This window comes from Pseudomonas sp. CAU 1711, assembly GCF_039888625.1.
In the GTDB taxonomy this organism is placed as follows: domain Bacteria; phylum Pseudomonadota; class Gammaproteobacteria; order Pseudomonadales; family Pseudomonadaceae; genus Aquipseudomonas.
Genome location: NZ_JBDQQT010000002.1, coordinates 83909 through 103346, shown reverse-complemented (window position 1 = coordinate 103346; position 19438 = coordinate 83909). Strand labels below are relative to the sequence as shown.

20 protein-coding genes are annotated in these 19438 nt (G+C 68.5%); 9 read left to right on the top strand and 11 right to left on the bottom strand.

Features of this window, described 5'->3' with window-relative positions:
- From AAFN46_RS02540 to AAFN46_RS02515, 6 genes are all read left to right on the top strand, one after another.
- Positions 1-657 (top strand): SGNH/GDSL hydrolase family protein, encoded by a 657-nt coding sequence (locus AAFN46_RS02540; RefSeq protein WP_347807122.1) that lies wholly within the window; start codon positions 1-3, stop codon positions 655-657.
- A 45-nt stretch (positions 658-702) separates the two neighbouring features.
- On the top strand, positions 703-1362 hold the full coding sequence (locus tag AAFN46_RS02535) for an SGNH/GDSL hydrolase family protein (protein ID WP_347807121.1): 660 nt from the start codon (positions 703-705) through the stop codon (positions 1360-1362).
- Entirely contained in the window at positions 1362-2021 is a 660-nt protein-coding gene (locus AAFN46_RS02530; RefSeq protein ID WP_347807120.1) for an alginate O-acetyltransferase AlgF, read from the top strand. The genes AAFN46_RS02535 and AAFN46_RS02530 overlap by 1 nt, the downstream gene beginning before the upstream one ends.
- 10 nt (positions 2022-2031) lie before the next feature.
- On the top strand, positions 2032-3447 hold the full coding sequence (locus AAFN46_RS02525; RefSeq protein ID WP_347807119.1) for an MBOAT family O-acyltransferase: 1416 nt from the start codon (positions 2032-2034) through the stop codon (positions 3445-3447).
- Positions 3448-3458: 11 nt separating this feature from the next.
- Positions 3459-4595 (top strand): cell division protein FtsQ, encoded by a 1137-nt coding sequence (locus AAFN46_RS02520; RefSeq protein WP_347807118.1) that lies wholly within the window; start codon positions 3459-3461, stop codon positions 4593-4595.
- A gap of 126 nt (positions 4596-4721) precedes the next feature.
- A complete protein-coding gene (locus tag AAFN46_RS02515; RefSeq protein WP_347807117.1) occupies positions 4722-5216 on the top strand; it encodes a hypothetical protein in 495 nt (164 codons plus the stop codon).
- Here AAFN46_RS02515 and mmsB read toward each other — a convergent pair.
- From mmsB to AAFN46_RS02490, 5 genes are all read right to left on the bottom strand, one after another.
- Complete coding sequence (gene mmsB / locus AAFN46_RS02510) at positions 5213-6109, bottom strand: 3-hydroxyisobutyrate dehydrogenase (RefSeq protein ID WP_347807116.1); 897 nt, start codon at positions 6107-6109, stop codon at positions 5213-5215. The two genes, AAFN46_RS02515 and mmsB, sit on opposite strands and share 4 nt — an antisense overlap.
- 128 nt (positions 6110-6237) lie before the next feature.
- A complete protein-coding gene (locus AAFN46_RS02505; RefSeq protein ID WP_347807115.1) occupies positions 6238-7341 on the bottom strand; it encodes an enoyl-CoA hydratase/isomerase family protein in 1104 nt (367 codons plus the stop codon).
- Positions 7342-7449: 108 nt separating this feature from the next.
- Positions 7450-8268: an enoyl-CoA hydratase gene (locus AAFN46_RS02500; protein WP_347807114.1), complete on the bottom strand. Its 819-nt coding sequence runs from the start codon at positions 8266-8268 to the stop codon at positions 7450-7452.
- A 122-nt stretch (positions 8269-8390) separates the two neighbouring features.
- The gene (locus AAFN46_RS02495) at positions 8391-9554 is read right to left on the bottom strand and encodes an isobutyryl-CoA dehydrogenase (RefSeq protein WP_347807113.1); all 1164 of its coding nucleotides are present in this window, start codon (positions 9552-9554) and stop codon (positions 8391-8393) included.
- A gap of 70 nt (positions 9555-9624) precedes the next feature.
- A complete protein-coding gene (locus AAFN46_RS02490) occupies positions 9625-11136 on the bottom strand; it encodes a CoA-acylating methylmalonate-semialdehyde dehydrogenase (RefSeq protein WP_347807112.1) in 1512 nt (503 codons plus the stop codon).
- A 137-nt stretch (positions 11137-11273) separates the two neighbouring features.
- On the opposite strand from AAFN46_RS02490, the gene AAFN46_RS02485 reads away from it, so the two are divergent.
- The 3 genes from AAFN46_RS02485 to ung all read left to right on the top strand — a co-directional run bounded on the left by AAFN46_RS02485 (position 11274) and on the right by ung (position 13992).
- Positions 11274-12161 (top strand): LysR family transcriptional regulator, encoded by an 888-nt coding sequence (locus AAFN46_RS02485; protein ID WP_347807111.1) that lies wholly within the window; start codon positions 11274-11276, stop codon positions 12159-12161.
- A gap of 14 nt (positions 12162-12175) precedes the next feature.
- A complete protein-coding gene (locus AAFN46_RS02480; protein WP_347807110.1) occupies positions 12176-13228 on the top strand; it encodes a mechanosensitive ion channel domain-containing protein in 1053 nt (350 codons plus the stop codon).
- Positions 13229-13299: 71 nt separating this feature from the next.
- On the top strand, positions 13300-13992 hold the full coding sequence (ung, locus tag AAFN46_RS02475) for a uracil-DNA glycosylase (RefSeq protein WP_347807109.1): 693 nt from the start codon (positions 13300-13302) through the stop codon (positions 13990-13992).
- Between the two features lie 18 nt (positions 13993-14010).
- Here ung and AAFN46_RS02470 read toward each other — a convergent pair whose 3' ends face one another.
- The 6 genes from AAFN46_RS02470 to AAFN46_RS02445 all read right to left on the bottom strand — a co-directional run bounded on the left by AAFN46_RS02470 (position 14011) and on the right by AAFN46_RS02445 (position 19385).
- Entirely contained in the window at positions 14011-15105 is a 1095-nt protein-coding gene (locus AAFN46_RS02470; RefSeq protein WP_347807108.1) for an ABC transporter permease, read from the bottom strand.
- Positions 15102-16040, bottom strand: coding sequence for an ABC transporter ATP-binding protein (locus AAFN46_RS02465; RefSeq protein WP_347807107.1), 939 nt, complete (start codon positions 16038-16040; stop codon positions 15102-15104). The genes AAFN46_RS02470 and AAFN46_RS02465 overlap by 4 nt, the downstream gene beginning before the upstream one ends.
- A complete protein-coding gene (locus AAFN46_RS02460; protein ID WP_347807106.1) occupies positions 16027-16983 on the bottom strand; it encodes an HlyD family efflux transporter periplasmic adaptor subunit in 957 nt (318 codons plus the stop codon). The genes AAFN46_RS02465 and AAFN46_RS02460 overlap by 14 nt, the downstream gene beginning before the upstream one ends.
- A 1-nt stretch (position 16984) precedes the next feature.
- Positions 16985-17629: a TetR/AcrR family transcriptional regulator gene (locus AAFN46_RS02455; protein ID WP_347807105.1), complete on the bottom strand. Its 645-nt coding sequence runs from the start codon at positions 17627-17629 to the stop codon at positions 16985-16987.
- Positions 17630-17962: 333 nt separating this feature from the next.
- Positions 17963-18433 (bottom strand): MaoC family dehydratase, encoded by a 471-nt coding sequence (locus AAFN46_RS02450; RefSeq protein WP_347807104.1) that lies wholly within the window; start codon positions 18431-18433, stop codon positions 17963-17965.
- Positions 18405-19385: a lysophospholipase gene (locus AAFN46_RS02445; RefSeq protein ID WP_347807103.1), complete on the bottom strand. Its 981-nt coding sequence runs from the start codon at positions 19383-19385 to the stop codon at positions 18405-18407. The genes AAFN46_RS02450 and AAFN46_RS02445 overlap by 29 nt, the downstream gene beginning before the upstream one ends.
- Positions 19386-19438 lie beyond the last annotated feature (53 nt).

The following is a 19438-nucleotide window of genomic DNA, read 5'->3' as shown; positions in this document are numbered from 1 at the left end:
ATGGCTTCCTCCCTGCTCGCCGGTCTGTCGATCCTGATCATTGGCGACAGCCACATGGCCACTCCCAACTACCTGATCGGTGGCCTGCACGATGACCTCATCCGCAAGGGCGCCAATGTCCACTCCATCGGTATTTGCGGCGCCAACGCCGGCGACTGGCTGAAGGCGTCCCCGGGCGGCTCCTGTGGCGCGGCCGAACGGCGCGGCAAGGCGCCGGCCCAGGTGCTGCGTGGCAAGGCCGGCACCACGCCGATCAAGGAGCTGATCGCCAAGGACAAGCCGGACCTGGTGCTGATCGTGATCGGCGACACCATGGCCGGCTACGACAAGCCGTCCTTCCCCAAGGCCTGGATCTGGCAGCAGACCACCAGCCTGACCAAGGCCATCGGCGCCACCGGCACCCAGTGCGCCTGGGTCGGGCCGAACTGGGGCACTGAAGGCGGCAAGTACGGCAAGACCTACACCAAGGTCAAGCAGATGTCGGCCTTTCTCGCTGCCAACGTGGCGCCGTGCAGCTATGTCGACTCGCTGAAGTTCTCCAAGCCGGGCGAGTGGGCCACCACCGACGGCCAGCACCTCAACGTGCAGGGCTACCAGAAGTGGGGCGCCGCCATCAGCGCCGAGCTGGAGAAGGTGCGCAAGGGCGCCGCCCAGTAAGCCCGATTTTTCTCTTTATGCAGTGAACGATTCGAGGAGTTTCCGATGTCTTCTTCCGTACTGGCCGGCCTGACCCTTCTGGTGCTCGGCGAGAGCCACATGAGCCTGCAGAACCACCTGACCGAGCCGCTCAACGCCGCGCTGGTGGCCAAGGGCGCCAATGTGCATTCCATCGGCGCCTGTGGCGCCAGCGCGGCCGACTGGCTGGTGACGAAGAAGGTCGACTGCGGTGCCGTGCAGGACGGCAACGGCAAGCTCGTGCTCAAGGGCAGCGGCGCCACCACCACGCCGATCAAGGATCTCATCGCGCAGAAGAAACCCGATGTGGTGGTGCTGGTGATCGGCGACACCATGGCTTCCTACGACAAGCCGGCCTTTCCCAAGGCCTGGGCTTGGCAGAGCGTGACCAACCTGACCAAGGCCATCGCCGCCACCGGCACCAAGTGCGTGTGGGTCGGCCCGGCCTGGGGCAAGGCCGGCGGCAAGTACAAGAAGAACGACCCGCGCACCCAGCTGATGTCGCAGTTCCTCGCCGCCAACGTGGCGCCCTGTACCTATGTCGACTCGCTGAAGATGTCCAAGCCTGGCCAGTGGGTCACCACCGACGGCCAGCACTTCACCGTGGCCGGCTACAAGGCCTGGGGCAACGCCATCGCCGAGGCGATGAGCAAGCTGCCGGCCGCCAGCCTGAAAGGAGGCAAATGATGAAGCGCGCACTGCTCGGCCTGTTCGCCACGCTGCCGCTGGGTCAGGCCCTGGCGGCGGAGATTCCGTTGTATCCCACCGGGCCCAGCGAGGACTCGGCCTTCCTGCGCTTCTTCAATGCCGGCGAGACGGCGCTTGAGCTGAGCGCCGCCAACGGCGCCAGCCTGCGCCTGGAAGGCGAGCAGCGCGCCTCCGATTTTCTCACCGTGCCGGCCGGCAAGCCGATTCAGGGCAGCCTGAAGCAGGGCGACGGGCAGCAGGCGCTGGACGTCAGCGTCGAGCCGGGCGAGTTCGCCACCGTGGTCGGCCTCGGTAACGGCAAGGAACTGCGCCTGTTGACCCTGCGCGAGCAGCCGGACGACTTCAACGCGCTCAAGGCCTCGCTGGCCTTCTACAGCCTCGACGGCGGTTGCGCCAATGCCGGCCTGCAGGCCGCCGGGCGCAATGTCGACATCTTCAAGGATGTCGCCGAGGGCAGCCTGCAGCGCCGCTCGATCAACCCGCTGAAGCTGTCCGTGCAGCTGCGTTGCGGCGGCGCCGCCGTGGGCGAGCCGCTGGACCTCGGGCAACTGGCCGCCGGCCAGCGCTATACCCTGTTCCTGGTGCCGTCCGCCCTGGGGCCGCGCCTGTTCCAGGCCCAGGACAATCTAGCGAACTGATGCCTCAACCATGGTCTTCACCTCACTCGAGTTTCTGACGCTCTTTCTACCTGTCGTTCTATTGATCTACGTGCTCGCGCCGACTCAGCTGCGCAACGGCGTGCTGCTGGTCGGCAGCTGGGTGTTCTTCGCCTGGCTCAGCCCGATGTTCATGCTGCTGCACACGACGCTGACCCTGATCACCTGGGTAGGGGGGCTGCTGATCGATCGGGCGCCATTCGGCTCGAAGAGCCGGGGGCGTTGGTTGGCGGCCATGATCGTGATCAACGTGCTGGTCCTGTGCTGGTACAAGTACGCCAACATCCTGGCAGCGACCCTCAACGAGGTGCTGATGTCGCAGGGCGCGCTGCCGCTGGAGTGGCAGAAGGTGGCCTTGCCGGCGGGCCTGTCGTTCATCGTGCTGCAGGCCATCTCCTATCTGGTCGACGTGTATCGGCGCACGGTCAAGGTCGAGCGCAGCTTCGTCGACTACGCGACCTATCTGCTGATGTTCGGCCAGTCCATCGCCGGGCCGATCATTCGCTACAGCTGGGTGAACGAAGACCTCCACCAGCGCGGCCTGAGCTGGAGCAACTTCGGCCTCGGCGCCCGGCGTTTCATGATCGGCATGAGCATGAAGGTGCTGATCGCCGACAGCCTGGCGCCGGTGGTCGATGCGGCCTTCGCCTTGCCCGAGCCCAGCTTCGTCGATGCCTGGATAGGCTGCCTGGCGTATTCACTGCAGCTGTTCTTCGATTTCGCCGGCTACAGCGCGATGGCCATCGGTATCGGCCTGATGCTCGGCTTCCACTTTCCGGAGAACTTCAATCGCCCCTATCTGGCGAGCAGCATTCAGGACTTCTGGCGGCGCTGGCACCTGTCGCTGTCCAGCTGGATTCGCGACTACCTGTACATTCCCTTCGGCGGCAACCGCGGCAGCCGCTGGCTGATCTATCGCAACCTGTTGCTGACCATGGCCATCGCCGGCCTGTGGCATGGCGGTGACAGCTGGAACTTCCTGCTCTGGGGCCTGGCGCACGGGGTTGCCCTGTGCGTGGCGCGCATCTGGAGCGGCGCCGGTTGGTTCAGCATGCCGAGGGCGCTCTCGCACGTGCTGACGCTGTTGTTCGTCGCGCTGGCCTGGACACTGTTCCGCGCCCCCGATTTCGCCACGGCACTGACCATGTACGCCGGCCAGTTCGGCCTGAATGCCTTTGCCCTGGGCGATGCCCTGGCGGCCACCCTGCGCCCGACCCATGGCATCGCCGCCCTGTTGGGCGTGCTGTGCGTGATCGCGCCGATCTATCAGCAGCGGTTCGTGGCGCGCTTCAGCCAGAATGTCCTGTTCTATCTCGCAGGTTCGCTGTGGCCGGTATTGGGCTTCATGCTGTCGTTCGCGTTGATCGCCAGCCGTGAAACGGTGCCCTTCCTGTACTTCCAGTTCTAAGGCCTGATGTGATGACTGATAACCACTCTGCAGCCGCCGAGACCTCGACCGCGAAGCTAAGCCCCCTCGCCGGCATGGTGATGCTGGCGTTCCTGGTCGCGGGTCTGTCCTCGGTGCTGTGGGCCGTGCTGGTGAGCCACAAGGTGACGGTGCAGCCGGCGCAGGCACTGAGCTGGCAGCAGGTGTCCGAGGGCGCGCTGACCCATCACATCGCCGGCGAGCTGGCCAGTGTGTCGGTTGCCCAGTGGGCGGCGGACCTCGAGCGTGCCGCCAGTTGGCTGGCGCTGGGCGATACCGGCCCGCGCGTGCGCCAGGGCTGCCCCGGCTGGCTGTTCCTCGCCGACGAGAACCGCATCCACCCGCGGGCCGAGGCCAACGCCCAGGCCCGCGCGGAGAAGGTCGCGGCGGTGCGCGACTGGCTGGCGGCGCGCGACATCCGCCTGCTGGTGGCGCTGGTGCCGGACAAGAGCCGCATCGCCGCCGGGCAGCTCTGTGGGGTCGCCCGTTCGCCGCAGCTGGCCGAGCGGGCCGTGCGCTGGCAGGCCGCGTTGCAGGCCGCCGGGGTGACGGCCGTCGACCTGGCGCCGGTGCTGCAGCCGCTGGGCGCCGACGCCTACCTGCGCAGCGACACCCACTGGAGCGAGCTCGGCGCCGAGGCGGCGGCCGAGGCCCTGGCCGCGCGGGTCACGGCGCTGGGCGTGAGCCCGGCACCGGCCCAGCAGCTGACGCGCGAGGTGCTGCCGGAGGCGCCGCGCCCCGGCGATCTGGTGCGCCTGGCCGGTCTCGACTGGCTGCCGCAGGGCCTGCAGCCGGCCGGCGATCGGGTGGCCGAGTCGCGTTTCAGCAAGGTCGAGCAGGCCGAGGCCATGAGCGAGGACGACCTGTTCGGCGACAGCCAGTTGCCCAACGTGGCGCTGATCGGCACCTCCTTCTCGCGCAACTCCAACTTCGTGCCGTTCCTCGAACAGGCACTGGGCGCCAGCCTGGGCAACTTCGCCAAGGACGGCGGCGAGTTCTCCGGTGCCGCCAGGGACTACTTCGCCAGCCCCGCCTTCCGCGAGACGCCGCCGCAGCTGCTGATCTGGGAGATTCCCGAGCGCGACCTGCAGTCGCCCTACCGGGACGACATCGAGCTGCCGGCGCCGTAACAACTTGCAACAGGAAAGCATCCCGGCCACTTCGCACAGGAGTGGCCGGCGGGCGGTCTGATGGGATGGGAGCAGTCCCGGAGCCGGCATACGCCGGCGCCTTCCCAGCGGTCGAAGGAGGCCGCCATGTCCCGTCTAGCCCTTGCCCTTGCGGTGCTTGTCTTGAGTCTCAGTGGCTGTGTCGCCTACGGCGGCGATTACGGCTATTCCCGTCCCGGCTACAGCGTGCAGTACTACGAGAGCTACCCGGTCTACCGCTATTACTACGACGACTATGACCGCCACCGCTATCGCTGGCACCGCGACCGCTACCAGGAGCGTCGCCACTCCCACTACGCCCCCGGCTACGACGGCCGTTACCAGTGGCACGACGAGCGTCGCCGCGACCATCGCCATGAGCGGGATCGCCCGCGCCTGCAGGGCTACCAGCCGCCGCGCCAGGGCTGGGACCAGCGCCATCGCGAGCAGTCCTACTGGCAGCGTCACGGTGGGCAGCGCTACGACGGCTACCCGCGCAGGGACCAGCGCCATGAACGCCAGCGGGATCGTGAACCGAAAATCCAGGGCAGTGCCGAGTGGAACCGGCGCGACAGTGGCTGGCGCTGGGGCATCTCCGACTAACCCTGAGGCTTCTCGACAAACAGCTTCTGCACCGCCGAGAAGTCCAGCTTGCCGTCGCCCTGCTTGAGCAGCATGCGGTACAGCTGCAGCGCCAGGGCGCCCATCGGCGTGCTGTTGCCGGTGACCTGGGCGGCCTCCTGGGCCAGGCCCAGGTCCTTGGCCATCAACTCGGCCATGAAGCCGCCGCTGTAGCCCTTGGACGCCGGCGCATTCTCCATCACTCCCGGCCAGGGGTTATACTTCTCCAGGCTCCAGTTGCCGCCCGAGCTCTGGCGCATGATCTCGGCCAGCACGGCCGGATCCAGGCCGTTGGCCACGCCCAGGGCCATGGACTCGGCGGTGCCGATCATGTGCACGGCGAGCAGCTGGTTGTTGCACACCTTGGCTACCTGGCCGGCGCCGTCCGGGCCGGCGTGAAAGATGTTCTTGCCCATGGCGGCGAGGATCGGCCGGGCCTTCTCCAGGGTTTCCGCCTTGCCGCCGACCATGAAGGTCAGGGTGCCGGCCGCGGCGCCGGCGGTGCCGCCGGACACCGGCGCGTCGAGCAGGGCGATGCCGCGCGCGGCGGCGGCGCCGTGCACCTTGCGCGCGGAGTCGGGGGCGATGGTCGAGCACTCCAGCACCAGGCTGCCGGGGGTGATCTTCTCCAGCAGGCCGCCTTCGCCCAGGTACAGCCCCTCCACATGACGGCTGGCGGGCAGCATGCTGATCACCACGCTGGCGTCGCGCACCGCCTCGGCGGCGCTGGTCGCGGCCTTGGCGCCCTCGCCGGCGAGGCTGGTCACGGCCTCGGTGACCAGGTCGAAGGCGGTCACCGAGTAACCGTTCTTGAGCAGGTTGCGGGCCATGGGCAGGCCCATGTGGCCGAGGCCGATAAAGGCGATCTGGGGCATTGTTGTTGTTCTCCTCGAGTGGCAGGTAGCACCCCTCTCCCTGTGGGAGAGGGGCCGGGGGTGAGGGGCTGCGGGGCGACTCGTGGTCGTTCCCTCACCCCGACCCTCTCCCAGGGGGAGAGGGGGAGTTACAGATCCGCCAGCGGATGCTCGCCTTCCCACAGCGGCGCGAAGTGCGCCTCGATCGCCGCCGGCGGTATGCCGGCCGGGTCCGGCCAGTGCCACTTGGGCGCCTGGTCCTTGTCGATCAGGCGGGCGCGCACGCCCTCGGGGAATTCCGGGTGGCGGCAGCAGTTCAGGCTCATGGCGTATTCCATGCGGAACACCTCGGCCAGCGACAGGTGGCGGGCGCGGCGGATCTGCTCCCAGACCAGGTGGGCGGTGAGCGGGCAGCCGGCGGCCAGGGTCTTGGCGGCGCGCGCCAGGGGCAGGTCCTCGTCCGCGTGCAGGGCGGTGAGTGCCTGCCAGGCGGCGGGCAGGTCGGCCACGTCGAGCAGCGCGTCGATGCGCTCGCGGCGCGGCAACCACTGGGCCTGCGGCAGCTCGGCGCGGGCCTCCTGCTCCAGGGCGCGCAGCAGGCTGTTGAGTTGCTCGGGCGCCTGCTGCTGCCAGTTGAGCTGCACCAGGCCTTCGAGCAGCGCCTCCTGCTGGTCGTCGCGCAGGAAGCGGTCGGCCAGGTCCAGGTCGAGGGCGTCGCGGGCGTTGATGCCGCTGGCGGTGAGGCCGAGGAACAGGCCGAGCCGGCCCGGCAGGCGGGCGAGGAACCAGCTGCCGCCGACGTCCGGATACAGACCGATATTGATCTCCGGCATGCCCAGCCGGCTGCTCGGGGTGACGATGCGGATCGCCGCGCCCTGCATCAGGCCCATGCCGCCGCCCAGCACATGGCCGTGGGCCCAGCAGATCAGCGGCTTGGGATAGGTATGGATGCGGTGGTCGAGGCGGTATTCGTCGGCGAAGAAGCGCCGCGCCAGCGGCGGCACCTCGCCGGGATGCTCGCGGCACTGCTGCACCAGCTGCACCACGTCGCCGCCGGCGCAGAAGGCCTTGGGCCCGTTGCCGCGCAGCAGCACGCAGGCGATGGCCGGGTCGTCCTGCCACTCGCGCAACTTGGCGTCGAGCGCCTCGATCATCGGCAGGGTCAGGGCGTTGAGGCTCTTCTCCGCATCCAGGCTGGCGATGCCGATGCGGTAGCCGTGCAGGCCGGGGCGTTCTTCGAAATGCATGTTCATGGGGCAACCTTAGGTTGGGCTTCGAGCCGTAAGCCACAAGCTTCAAGTAGAAGCGCTATGGCATTCGATCCGACTGCATGCTTGCAGCTTGCAGCTTGCAGCTGCGGTTTACTTGTTGCGCCACTGCGGGTCGCGTTTCTCCAGAAAGGCGTTGACCCCCTCGCGGGTGTCGTCGGCGTCGAACAGGTCGACGAAGCGCTCGCGCTCCTCCGGCAGCCAGGCGTTCGGCCCGCGTTCCCGGGCGCCCTGGATCAGCGGCTTGATGGTGCGTACCGCCACCGGGCTCTGCCGCGCCACCTTGGCCGCCAGCAGCAGGGCGGTGCCGCGGGCCTCGCCGCTGTCCACCACCTGCTCGATCAGGCCGATGCGCAGCGCCGTCTCGGCGTCGATGCGTTCGCCGCAGAGGATCATGCGCTTGGCCCAGCCCTCGCCGACCAGCCAGGGCAGGGCCTGGGTGCCACCGGCGCAGGGCAGCAGGCCGACCGTGGCCTCCGGCAGGGCCATCTGCGCCTGCCGCTCGGCGATGCGGATGTCGCAGGCCAGGGCGCATTCCAGGCCGCCGCCCATGGCGTAGCCGTTGATCGCGGCGATCGACACGCCACGGAAGTCGCGCAGGGTCTCGAAGGCTTCGCCGAAGCGTCGCGCCATCTCGCGGGCGCGGGCCTTGTCGCCGTCGGCGAACAGGTTGAGGTCGGCACCGGCGCTGAAGAACTTGCTGCCCTGGCCGGTCACCACCAGGGCATAGACGTCGTCGTCGTGGTTGAGGTGCTCGACCACCTGCTTGAGGCCGATCAGCGAGTCGCGGTCCCAGGTGTTGGCCGGCGGGTGGTTGATGGTGATCAGCGCGGTGTGGCCGTGCTTCTCCACGGTGAGCTTGTGGGTCAGGTCGAAGACCCCGGGTTTGTAGGCTTCGATGGCGGTGGTCATAACGGTCCTCGTCGGTTGACTCCCCTCTCCCATTGATGGGAGAGGGGGCGGGGGAGAGGGAAGCTGCTCGGCCCCCTCTCCCTAGCCCTCTCCCCGAGGGGAGAGGGGATTGAAAGCCAAAGCTACAGCAGGCGATCGAGCATGCCGCCCTGGTCCAGCAGGCGGCGGGCGATGATCACCCGCATGATCTCGTTGGTCCCCTCCAGTATCTGATGCACGCGGCTGTCGCGCACCCAGCGTTCCAGCGGGTAGTCGTTCAGATAACCGTAGCCGCCGTGCAGCTGCAGGGCCTCGTTGCACAGCGTGAAGCAGTGGTCGGTGGCGAAGCGCTTGGCCATGGCGCAGTACAGGCTGGCCTCGGCGTGGCGGTTGTCCAGCTTGTGCGCTGCCAGGCGCACCATCTGCCGGCTGGCGGTGAGGTCGGTGAGCATATCGGCCAGCTTGAACTGCAGGGCCTGGAACTCGGCCAGCGGCTTGCCGAACTGCTTGCGTTCGCAGGCGTAGCGCAGGCTCTGCTCCAGCGCCGCCTGGGCGGCGCCCAGCGAGCAGCTGGCGATATTCAGGCGGCCGCCGTCCAGGCCCTTCATGGCGTAGACGAAGCCCTGGCCCTCGGGGCCGATGCGGTTGCCCGCCGGGATGCGCACGCCCTCGAAGGCGATGGTGCGGGTCGGCTGTGCGCGCCAGCCCATCTTGTCCTCGTTGCGTCCGTACTTCACCCCGGACGCATCGCCCGGTACCAGGAAGCAGGAGATGCCCTTGGCGCCGTCCTCGCCGGTGCGCGCCATGACGATCAGCACATCGGTCGATCCCGCGCCGGAGATAAAGCACTTGCTGCCGTCCAGCACGTAGTCGTCGCCGTCGCGGCGGGCGCGGGTGCGCAGGTGGGCGGCGTCGGAGCCGGCATCGGGCTCGGTCAGGCAGTAGGAGGCCAGCGCCTCGCCGGAGATCAGCCGGGCCAGCCATTGCTCCTTGAGCGGGGCATCGGCGAAGGAGGCGAGCATCCAGGTGGCCATATTGTGGATGCTGATATAGGCCGTGGTGGCCACGCAGCCGGCGGCCAGCTGCTCGAATATCAGCGCGCTGGACAGGCGCGACAGGCCCAGGCCGCCGTCCTCTTCCTTGATATACAGGCCCAGGTAACCCTGCTCGGCGGCGCGGCGAATCACCTCGACCGGGAAGTGATGATCGCGGTCCCAGTCCGCCGCGTGTGGCGCCAGCTCGGAGCCGGCGAAGGCGCGGGCGCTGTCGACCAGCAGGCGTTGTTCCTCGTCGAGTTCGAAATCCATTACGGCTCCTACTGAGCAGCTTCAAGCTTCAGGCCGCAAGCAAGTGGTCCCTGCCTGCGGCTTGCTGCTTTCATTTGAGGGTGATGGTTGTGTTGACGTGGCCGACCTCGTCCTCGTCCAGCCAGCGCTCGGTCACGGTCTTGGTCTGGGTGTAGAACAGCACCACCTGCTTGCCGTAGGGCCCCAGGTCGCCGAGCTTGGAGCCGCGCGAGCCGGTGAAGGAGAACAGCGGCACCGGCACCGGGATCGGCACGTTGATGCCGACCTGGCCGACGTCGATTTCCTCCTGGAAGTGCCGCGCGGCGGCGCCGGAACGGGTGAAGATGGCGGTGCCGTTGCCGTTCGGGTTGGCGTTGATGATCTCGATGGCCTCGTCCAGGGTGGCGGCGTGCATCACGCACAGCGCCGGGCCGAAGATTTCCTCCTGGTACACGCTCATCGCCGCGGTCACGCCGGAGAAGATGGTCGGGCCGACGAAGTTGCCCTTTTCAAAGCCCGGAACCTGCGGGTTGCGCCCGTCCAGCTCGAGCCTGGCGCCTTCCTCGACGCCGCGGGCGATCAGCCCGCCGACGCGGTCGAGGGCGGCGCAGGACACCAGCGGGCCGACATCGGTGCCGGCCTCGGCGCCTGCGCCGATCTTCAGGGTCTTGGCCTTCTCCACCAGCTCGGGCAGCCACTGCTGCGCCTCGCCGACCAGGATCACCACCGACAGCGCCATGCAGCGCTGGCCGGCCGCGCCGAAGGCGGCGCCGACTAGGTTGTTGAGGGTCTGCTGGCGCGGCGCATCGGGCATGACGATGGCGTGGTTCTTCGCCCCCATCATGCACTGGGCGCGCTTGCCGTTGGCGGTGGCGCGCTTGTACACATGGCTGCCGACCCGGGACGAGCCGACGAAGGAGATGGCCTTGATGTCCGGGTGGTCGCACAGCAGGTTCACCGCCTCGGCGCCGCCGTGCACCACGTTGAGCACGCCGGCCGGGATGCCGGCCTCCAGGGCCAGCTCGACCAGGCGCATGGTCACCATCGGGTCCTGCTCGGAGGGCTTGAGGACGAAGGTGTTGCCGCAGGCGATGGCCATGGGGAACATCCACAGCGGGATCATCGCCGGGAAGTTGAATGGGGTGATGCCGGCGCACACGCCCAGCGGCTGCTGCAGGGTATAGGTGTCGACGCCGCTGGCCACGTTGTTGGCCAGCTCGCCCATCTGCAGGTTGCCGATATTGGCGGCGTGCTCGACCACCTCCAGGCCGCGGAACACGTCGCCCTCGGCATCGGCCAGGGTCTTGCCCTGCTCGGCGGTGAGGATGGCGGCCAGCTCCTTCATGTTGTCGCGGATCAGCTGCTGGTACTTGAGGAAGATTCGCGCGCGGGCGCCGATCGGCGTCTTGCGCCAGGTCTTGAAGGCGTTCTTGGCCGCGGCCACCGCGGCGTTCATCTCCTCGGCGGTGGCGAAGGGCACGCGCGCCAGCACCTGCTGGGTGGCCGGGTTGACGATGTCGCGCCACTCGCTGGACCTGGATTCGACGAATTCGCCGTTGATCAGCAGTTTGACCGTGGGGACTGCGCTTGCTTGGGCTGTCATGGAGCGTACCTGCTAGTGGGTCGATGGGCGAAGGGCTTGAGCCGGGGGCCTGTCTCGATCCTAGCAATGCATTTTTGCATGTGGCAACTGGGGTATTTGCAAGTGTATTGTGCAAATTTGCAAAGGTGGGCGATGCGATGGATTGGGACAACCTGCGCTTCTTTCTCGAACTGTCACGGGCCGGCAAGCTGGCGGTGGCGGCGCGCCGCCTCGAGGTCGACCACAGCACAGTATCGCGGCGCATCCAGGCGCTGGAGAACAGCCTCGGTCAGCAGCTGTTCCTGCGCGGCGCGAGTGGCTTCAGCCTGACCGAGGCGGGGCGCAACCTGCTGCCGCGGGCCGAGGCCATGGAGAGCGCCTGCATCGATATCGACCGGGTGCGCGAGGGCCCCGGCGAGGGCCTGTCCGGGGTAGTGCGCATCGGCGTGCCGGAGGGCTATGGGGTGAACGTGCTGGCCAGCCAGCTGGCCCTGTTCAATCGCCAGCATCCCAACCTGTGCTTCGACCTGCTGGCGGCGCCGCGCATGCTGCAGCTGTCCAGGCGCGAGGCGGACATCGTCATCACCCTGGAGCGCCCGGTGCGCGGCCCCTACCTGGTGACGCGGCTGACCGATTACCAGTTGTGCCTGTACGCCTCGCCGCAGTATCTGAGCGGCCGCCCGCCGATCCGCTCGGCGGAGGACCTGCGCGAACTGGCCTTCGTCAGCTATGTGGACGATCTGCTGTACAGCAAGGAGTTGCAGTATCTGGACGAGCTGGGTAAACCGGCGCATATCCCGCTGCGCAGCACCAGCATCCTGGCCCAGCAGCAGGCGGTCGCCGCCGGGGTGGGGCTGGGTATACTGCCGGCCTTCTCGGCGGACAGCGATCCGCGCCTGGTGCGTGTGCTGGGCGACCAGGTGGTGTTTACTCGCACCTTCTGGATGCTCATGCCGGCGGAGCTGAAAGATATCGCGCGCATGAAGGCGACCTGGGACTACCTGCGCGAGTCGGCCCAGGCGCAGCAGACGCGCCTGCTTGGATGAAGGGAACCTGACTCATGTCCGCGATGCTCGAATGGCTCGACCCCATACGCTCCTTCCTGCCGCTGCTGCTCACGTTGCTGGTGACCCTGCTGCTGCTGGGCACCGCCCACTGGCTGCTGCTGGGGCGCCACCCGGACCTGGGCAACGAGCGGCGCTTCCCGCGCCAACTGGTGCTGCTCGGCCTGAGCCTGCTGGCGCTGGTGATCCTGATCCTGGTGCTGCCCATCGAGGCGGGGGCGCGCAACCAGATTCTCGGCCTGCTCGGCCTGCTGGTGTCGGCGGCGGTGGCCTTCTCCTCCTCGAACATCCTGGCCAACCTGATGGCCGGGGTGCTGCTGCGCATGACCCGGCCGTTCCGCATCGGCGATTTCATCCGCGTGGGCGAGCACTTCGGCCGGGTCTCCGAGCGCGGCCTGTTCGACACCGAGATCCAGACCGAGAACCGCGAGCTGATCGCCCTGCCCAATACCCTGCTGGTCAGCCAGCCGGTGATCACCACGCAGAGCTCCGGCACCATCGTCTTCACCACTCTGTCGCTGGGCTTCGACGTGCACCACGCGACTATCGAGCCGCTGCTGCTGCAGGCCGCCACCCAGAGCGGCCTGCACGAGCCCTTCGTGCATGTGCTGGAGATCGGCGATTTCTCCGTGCAGTACCGCGTGTCGGGCTTCCTCGACGAGAGCCGGCGGCTGATCAGCGCCCGCTCCGACCTGTGCCGGGCGGTGCTGGACGTGCTGCACGGCGCACGGATCGAGATTCTCTCGCCGACGCACATGGTCCAGCGCCCGCAGCCGGCGGGTACCCAGGTGATCCCGCCCGAACCGGGGCGGGTGCGCGCCACGGACAAGGTGGACGCCGAGGAGCTGGTGTTCGACAAGGCCGAGCAGGCCGAGCGCATGTCCATCGAGCGCAAGGGCCTGCGCGCCGAGATCGAGGCGCTGGAGGCCGAGCTGAAGGCGGCCGAGGACGCCACGCGCGAGTCGCTCATGCTGCGGTTGGAGGCGCTGCGCGAGCGTTTGCAAAGTCTGGAGCAGGCTACACCCGAAGACGAGAATGGGGCACGTTGAACCGCTTTTGCTTGACCTCGCCAGACGGCTTGCCTAGCGTGCCGCTTTCGTTTTTTCAGCAGGAACACCGCATGAGCGCCGACGACCGCATCAGACTCGAACCGGGCTGGAAGGAGGCCCTGCGCGAGGAATTCGACAAGCCCTACATGCAGGCGCTGGGCGAGTTCCTGCGCGCCGAGAAGGCCGCCGGCAAGGTGATCTATCCGCCGGGTCCGCTGATCTTCAATGCGCTCAACTCCACGCCGCTTGCGCGGGTCAAGGTGGTGATCATCGGCCAGGACCCCTATCACGGCCCGGGCCAGGCCCATGGCCTGTGCTTCTCGGTGCAGCCCGGGGTGCCGGCGCCGCCCTCGCTGGTGAACATCTTCAAGGAACTCAAGCGCGACCTGAACATCGACATTCCCGCGCATGGCTGCCTGCAGAGCTGGGCCGAGCAGGGCGTGCTGCTGCTCAACACCTCGCTCACCGTGCAGCAGGCCAGCGCCGGCTCGCACGCCGACAAGGGCTGGCAGCCGTTCACCGACAAGGTGATCGAGGTGGTCAATGCGCGGCCGGGCAACCTGGTGTTCCTGCTCTGGGGCGCGCACGCGCAGAGCAAGCAGAAGCTGATCGACCCGACCCGCCATCTGATCCTCAAGTCGGCGCATCCGTCGCCGCTGTCGGCCTACCGCGGCTTCCTCGGCAACGGCCACTTCAGTCGCGCCAACCAGTACCTGCAGCAGTGCGGGCTCACGCCGATCGACTGGCGCCTTCCCGAGCTCTGAGCCCGGCGGCGCGCGGCCTCAGTCCAGGCGCTTGTGGATGCGCGCCACCGCCAGGCTCAGCAGCACCGCGCAGAACAGCAGCAGCACCACGATCTCCTGCCACAGCTCGGCCAGGCCGGCCTGGCGCAGCATGATGCCGCGCGACAGGCGCAGGTAGTGGGTCAGCGGCATCAGCTCGGCGATCCACTGGGCCGCCTTGGGCATGCCGGCGAAGGGGAACATGAAGCCGGACAGCAGTATCTGCGGCAGGAAGGTGAAGAAGGCCATCTGCATGGCCTGGAACTGGGTGCCGGCCAGGGTCGAGAGGAACACGCCGAGGGCCAGGCTGGCGACGACGAACAGCAGCGAGGCGCCGTACAGGTCGAGCAGCGCACCGCGTACCGGCACCGCGAACAGCCAGTGGCCGACCAGCAGAATCACCGTCACCTGGATCAGGCCGATGCCGATGAAGGGCAGCACCTTGCCGATGGTCAGTTCCCAGGGCGACACCGGGGTGGCGATCAGCAGCTCCAGATTGCCGTGTTCACGCTCGCGCACCAGGGCCACGGCGGTGAACATCACCATGGTCATGGTCAGGATCACCCCGAGCAGGCCGGGCACCGTGTTGAGCGGCGCCAGGCGCTCGGGGTTGTAGAAGTTGACCACCTCCACGCCCGGGCGACTCTCCCAGCCGGGCAGGGGGTAGGCGGCGAGCTGACGTGCCGAGGCCTGCACGCTCTGGTCGGAGCCGTCCACCACTAGCTGTAGCGGCAGGCGATCCTGCGGCGGGCGGTCGCGGCGCTGCAGGCGCGCCTCGAAGTCGCGCGGCACCACCAGCGCGGCGCTGATCTTGCCCTGGCGCAACAGGTGGTCGATGTCCTGCGGACTGTCCAGGTGGTAGCGGATGTCGAGCACCTGGCTGGAGGCGATCTCGGCCACCACCTCGCGCGATTGCGCGGTGCCCGCCTGGTCCAGCACGGCGGTTTCGATGCCGCGCACGTCCATGTTGATGGCGTAGCCGAACAGCACCAGTTGCAGCAGGGGAATGCCGGCGATCATGGCGAAGGTCAGTTTGTCGCGGCGCAGCTGGCGCAGCTCCTTGAGGACGATGGCGCTTAGGCGGCGCAGGTTCATGGCCGGGCCTGCAGCGGCTTGCGGGTGACGGCGACGAACACGTCCTCGAGGTTGGCCTCGCCCTCATGCAGTTCGGCCGCGACGCCGGCGCGGCGCAGGCTGGCCGCGATCTCGTCACGGGCACCCTGGTCTTCGCAGAGCACGCGCAGGGTGGCGCCGATCTGGGCCATGGCCAGCACCGCCGGGTGGCCCTGCAGGGCGCGCTGGGCCTGGCGCGGCTGGGCGCACTCGATCAGCAGTGGCTGGCCGGGCAGGGCGTTCATCAGCTCGCGCGGGCTGCCGTCGGCGACCAGCCGGCCGGCATCGAGAATCCCCAGGCGCGTGCAGCGCTCGGCCTCGTCCATGTAGTGGGTGGACACCAGCAGGGTGGTGCCGGCCTCGGCCAGCTCGAACAGCGAGTCCCAGAATTCGCGGCGCGACTGCGGGTCGACGGCGCTGGTCGGTTCGTCGAGCAGCAGCAGGTCGGGCTTGTGCAGCACGGCGCCGGCCAGCGCCAGGCGCTGCTTCTGCCCGCCGCTCATGGTGCCGGCCATCTGCTTGCGGCGGTCGGCGAGCCAGTAGCGCTGCAGTAGTTCATCGATGCGCTGGCGTGTCTCGTGGCGGCCGATGCCCTGCACGGCGGCGAGGAACTCCAGATTCTCCTGCACGGTGAGGTCTTCGTAGAGCGAGAACTTCTGGGTCATGTAGCCGATGCGCCGCTTCAGTGCCTCGGCGTCGCGCGGAATCTGGTAACCGAGCACTTCCACCTCGCCCTCGCTGGGCAGCAGCAGGCCGCAGAGCATGCGGATGGTGGTGGACTTGCCGCAGCCGTTGGGGCCGAGGAAACCGAACACCTCGGCGCGCGGCACCGAGAGGTCGAGATGATCGACTGCGCTGAGCTGGCCGAAGCGCTTGCTCAGGCCGCGGGCGCGGATCACCAGCTCATTGCCGTTCATCGATGCGCTCCGCATAGAGCGGCAGGCCGGCCGGCAGCCGGCGCGCGGTCTCGCCTTCCAGCAGCAGTTCGGCGCGGTACGTCAGGCGGCTGGCGTCGTCGCCGGTGAGGGCGTAGTAGGGGGTGAAGCTGGCCTCGCTGCGGATGCTGCGCACGCGGGCCGCGAAGGGTTGCTCGATGCCCTCGACGAACACCCGCATGGCGTCGCCGACCTCGATTTCGGCCCTGCTGCTGGCGGGGATGAAGACCCGCGCGTAGGGCGCCTCGCCGACCAGCAGGCTGACCAGCTCGGCGCCGGCCGGCGGCTGGTCGCCGACCTTGAACGGCAGGGCATCGACCAGGCCGGCGCGCGGTGCGCGCAGGCTCAGGCGTGCGCGGTCGACCTCGAGCCGGGCCAGGTTGGCGCGGGCGGCGTCCAGCACGGCGGCGGCCTGTTCCAGCCGCTCCGGGCGGGTGCCGTTGGTCAGCTCGCGCAGCTGCGCCTCGGCGCTGCGGGTGGCGGCGTTGGCCTGGTCGCGGGCGGCACGGGCACGGTCCAGTTCGGCGATGGCCACCTGTTTGCGTTGGTACAGCGCGGCGATGCGGCGGAAGTTGCGCTCGGCATCGGTCAGCTCGGCGCGGTTGCGCGCCAGGTCGGCGCGGGCCGCGTCGATGGTCTCGCTGCGCGCGCCGTTGCTCAGCTCGGCCAGGCGCGCGGTGGCCTGCGCCACCTCGCCGCGGGCCTGGGCGATGCGTGCATCCTGGCGCCGTGGGTCCAGCTCCAGCAGCAACTGGCCGGCCTCGACCCGCTCGCCCTCGGTCACCTTCCAGGCGAGCACGGTCTCCGAGGCCTCGGCGGGCAGGGCGATGCGATCCCATTCCAGGGTACCCAGCAGTCGTTCGCCATCGGAATTGCAGCCGGTCAGGCCGGCAAGCAGCAGCCAGGAAAGTAGCAGGCGGTACATCTCAGGGCTCCATCCCGCCCTTGAGCAGGGCGAGGGTATGGGCGACCAGCGCGTCGTCGCCGATCTGCGGGTTGGCGAACACGCCGCGCCAGATCGGCGCGGCGGCATAGGGCAGGAGGGTGAGGCCGATCAGCGAGACCACCAGCAGGCGCGGGTCGAGCCCCGGGTTGAGGGCGCCGCGCGCCTGGGCGGCGGCGAAGCGCTGGGCCAGCAGCAGCGGCACCAGCGGGCCCGCGCGGCCAATCAGGCGCTCGCGCAGCAGGCCGCCCTCGCAGAGGATCTCGCGCACCCACAGCCCAGGCAGCCAGGGCTGTTCGGCGACATTGCGGCTCATCTCGCGGACGAAGGCGCCGGCCAGCTCCTGCGGGTCGTCGCCGGCCTTCTGCAGACCCTCGGCGGTGCGCATCAGCAACGGCAGGAAGCGCTCCTCGACCAGTGCATCGACCAGGCCGTCCTTGCCGCCGAAGTAGTAGTTGAGCAGGGCCGGGGTGACGCCGGCGCGCTCGGCGATGGCGCGCAGGCTGGTGGCCTGGATGCCCTGGTGGGAGAACAGATCGACGGCCGTGTTCAGCAGCAGCTCGCGCTGCACCGTGGCGTCGGCGGCGGGGCGCCCGGGGGCGCGTGGCGGTTTGCGAGGTGTGTTCATGGATTTAAAATTAAATAATCAATTAATTAATTGCAAGCGCCGTTTGTCCCGGAAAGCAGTGCGGGCGTGCTGCGCACTGCCGTTCACATAGGAAGGGGGCGATCGGTCTCCTCGCCCGCTGGAGAGAGGACTAGGGAGAGAGGACTAGGGAGAGGGGGCTGAGCCTGTGCGTGCTAAGTGAGCGGCATCACGGGCGTGGTGCGGGGCGCGGCGGGTGAGTCCGCTCGCGGATTGCATCCGGGCTGGCGCGCACGCATCGGTGCGTGCATAGAAAAACGCCGTGCCCGCAAGAGCAGCGGGCGCGGCGTTGTGGCGGGTGAGCGTTGGCCGGACTCAGCCCACGCTGACCTTGGGCATCTCCGGCATGTTCAGGGTCTGCTCGGTGCGCGGGGCCAGCACCTCGGCCTCGCCGTCCACCACCTGCTCGTGGTTCTGGTTGAACACGCGGGTGGCCAGGCGCACGCGGCCCTTGGGCAGTTTCTCCAGCACTTCCAGTTTCACCGTGAGGGTGTCGCCGAGCTTCACCGGGCGGCTGAACTTGAGTTGCTGGCTCAGGTAGATGGTGCCCGGGCCCGGCAGGCGGCAGGCGATGGCGGCGCTGATCAGGGCGCCGCTGAACATGCCGTGGGCGATGCGCTCCTTGAACAGCGTTTCGGCGGCGAAGTCGGCGTCCAGGTGCACCGGATTGTTGTCGCCGGAAACGGCGGCGAACAGCTGCACATCGCGTTCCTCGACCTTCCTGTCGAGGCTGGCCTGCTGGCCGACTTCCAGCTTGTCATAGGGGATATTGGTGAGCTGGCTCATGGGGACTCCTGAGTGCTGGGGCGCGGCGGCCGCGGGCCAGGGCCCGCTGCAGCCAGCCACGCAGGTGGGTGGTGACCTCGTCGCGGTTGCTCTCGTTGAGCAGCTCGTGACGGGCCTCGGGATAGAGCTTCAGTTCGACGTCCTTGAGCCCGGCGCCGCGCAGGGCCGCGGCCAGGTCGGCCAGGCGCTTGCCCTGGCTGACCGGATCCCGCTCGCCGCCGATCACCAGCAGCGGCAGCTCGCTGTCGATCTGCGCCAGGTTGTGCAGCGGGCTGATCTGTTGCAGGCCCTGGGTCAGGTCGCACCACAGCTGGGTGGTGCAGACGAAGCCGCACAGCGGGTCGTTGACGTACTTGTCCACCTCGGCCGGGTCGCGGCTGAGCCAGTCGAAGGCGGTGCGGTTGGGCTTGAAGGCCTTGTTGAAGGAACCGAAGGAGAGGAAGTCGATCAGCTTGCTGCGTCCGCTCGGGCCCAGGCGCCAGCGCTCGAAGCGGGCGACCAGCTCGGCCGCCTTGTACAGGGCCGGCGACTGGTAGTTGGAGCCGGACAGGATGGCGCCCTGTAGGCTGCAGCTGTGCTGCATCAGATAGGCCTGGCCGATATAGCTGCCCATGCTGTGAGCGAGCAGGAAGATCGGCGCCTGCGGATGCTGGCGGCGAATAAGGTGATTGAGCGAGGCCAGGTCGCCGACCACCTTGCTCCAGCCGTTCGCGTCGGCGTAGTGGCCGAGCAGCCCGCGCTCGGCGGTGCGGCCGTGGCCGCGCTGGTCGAGGGCGTAGACCTCGATGCCGTCCGCCACCAGCGCCTCGGCCAGGCGTGCATAGCGGGCGCCGTGTTCGGCCATGCCGTGGGCGATCATCAGCGCGGCGCGCGGTGCCACCGCGTTGTGCCAGCGGTGGACGAACAGTTGGCTGCCGTCGCTGGCGTCGATCCAGAGTGCTTCGTGCTGCATGGCGGGTCCTTGTGCCCAGAAGGAGCCGGCATTGTGCATGCCCAGGCCGGCCA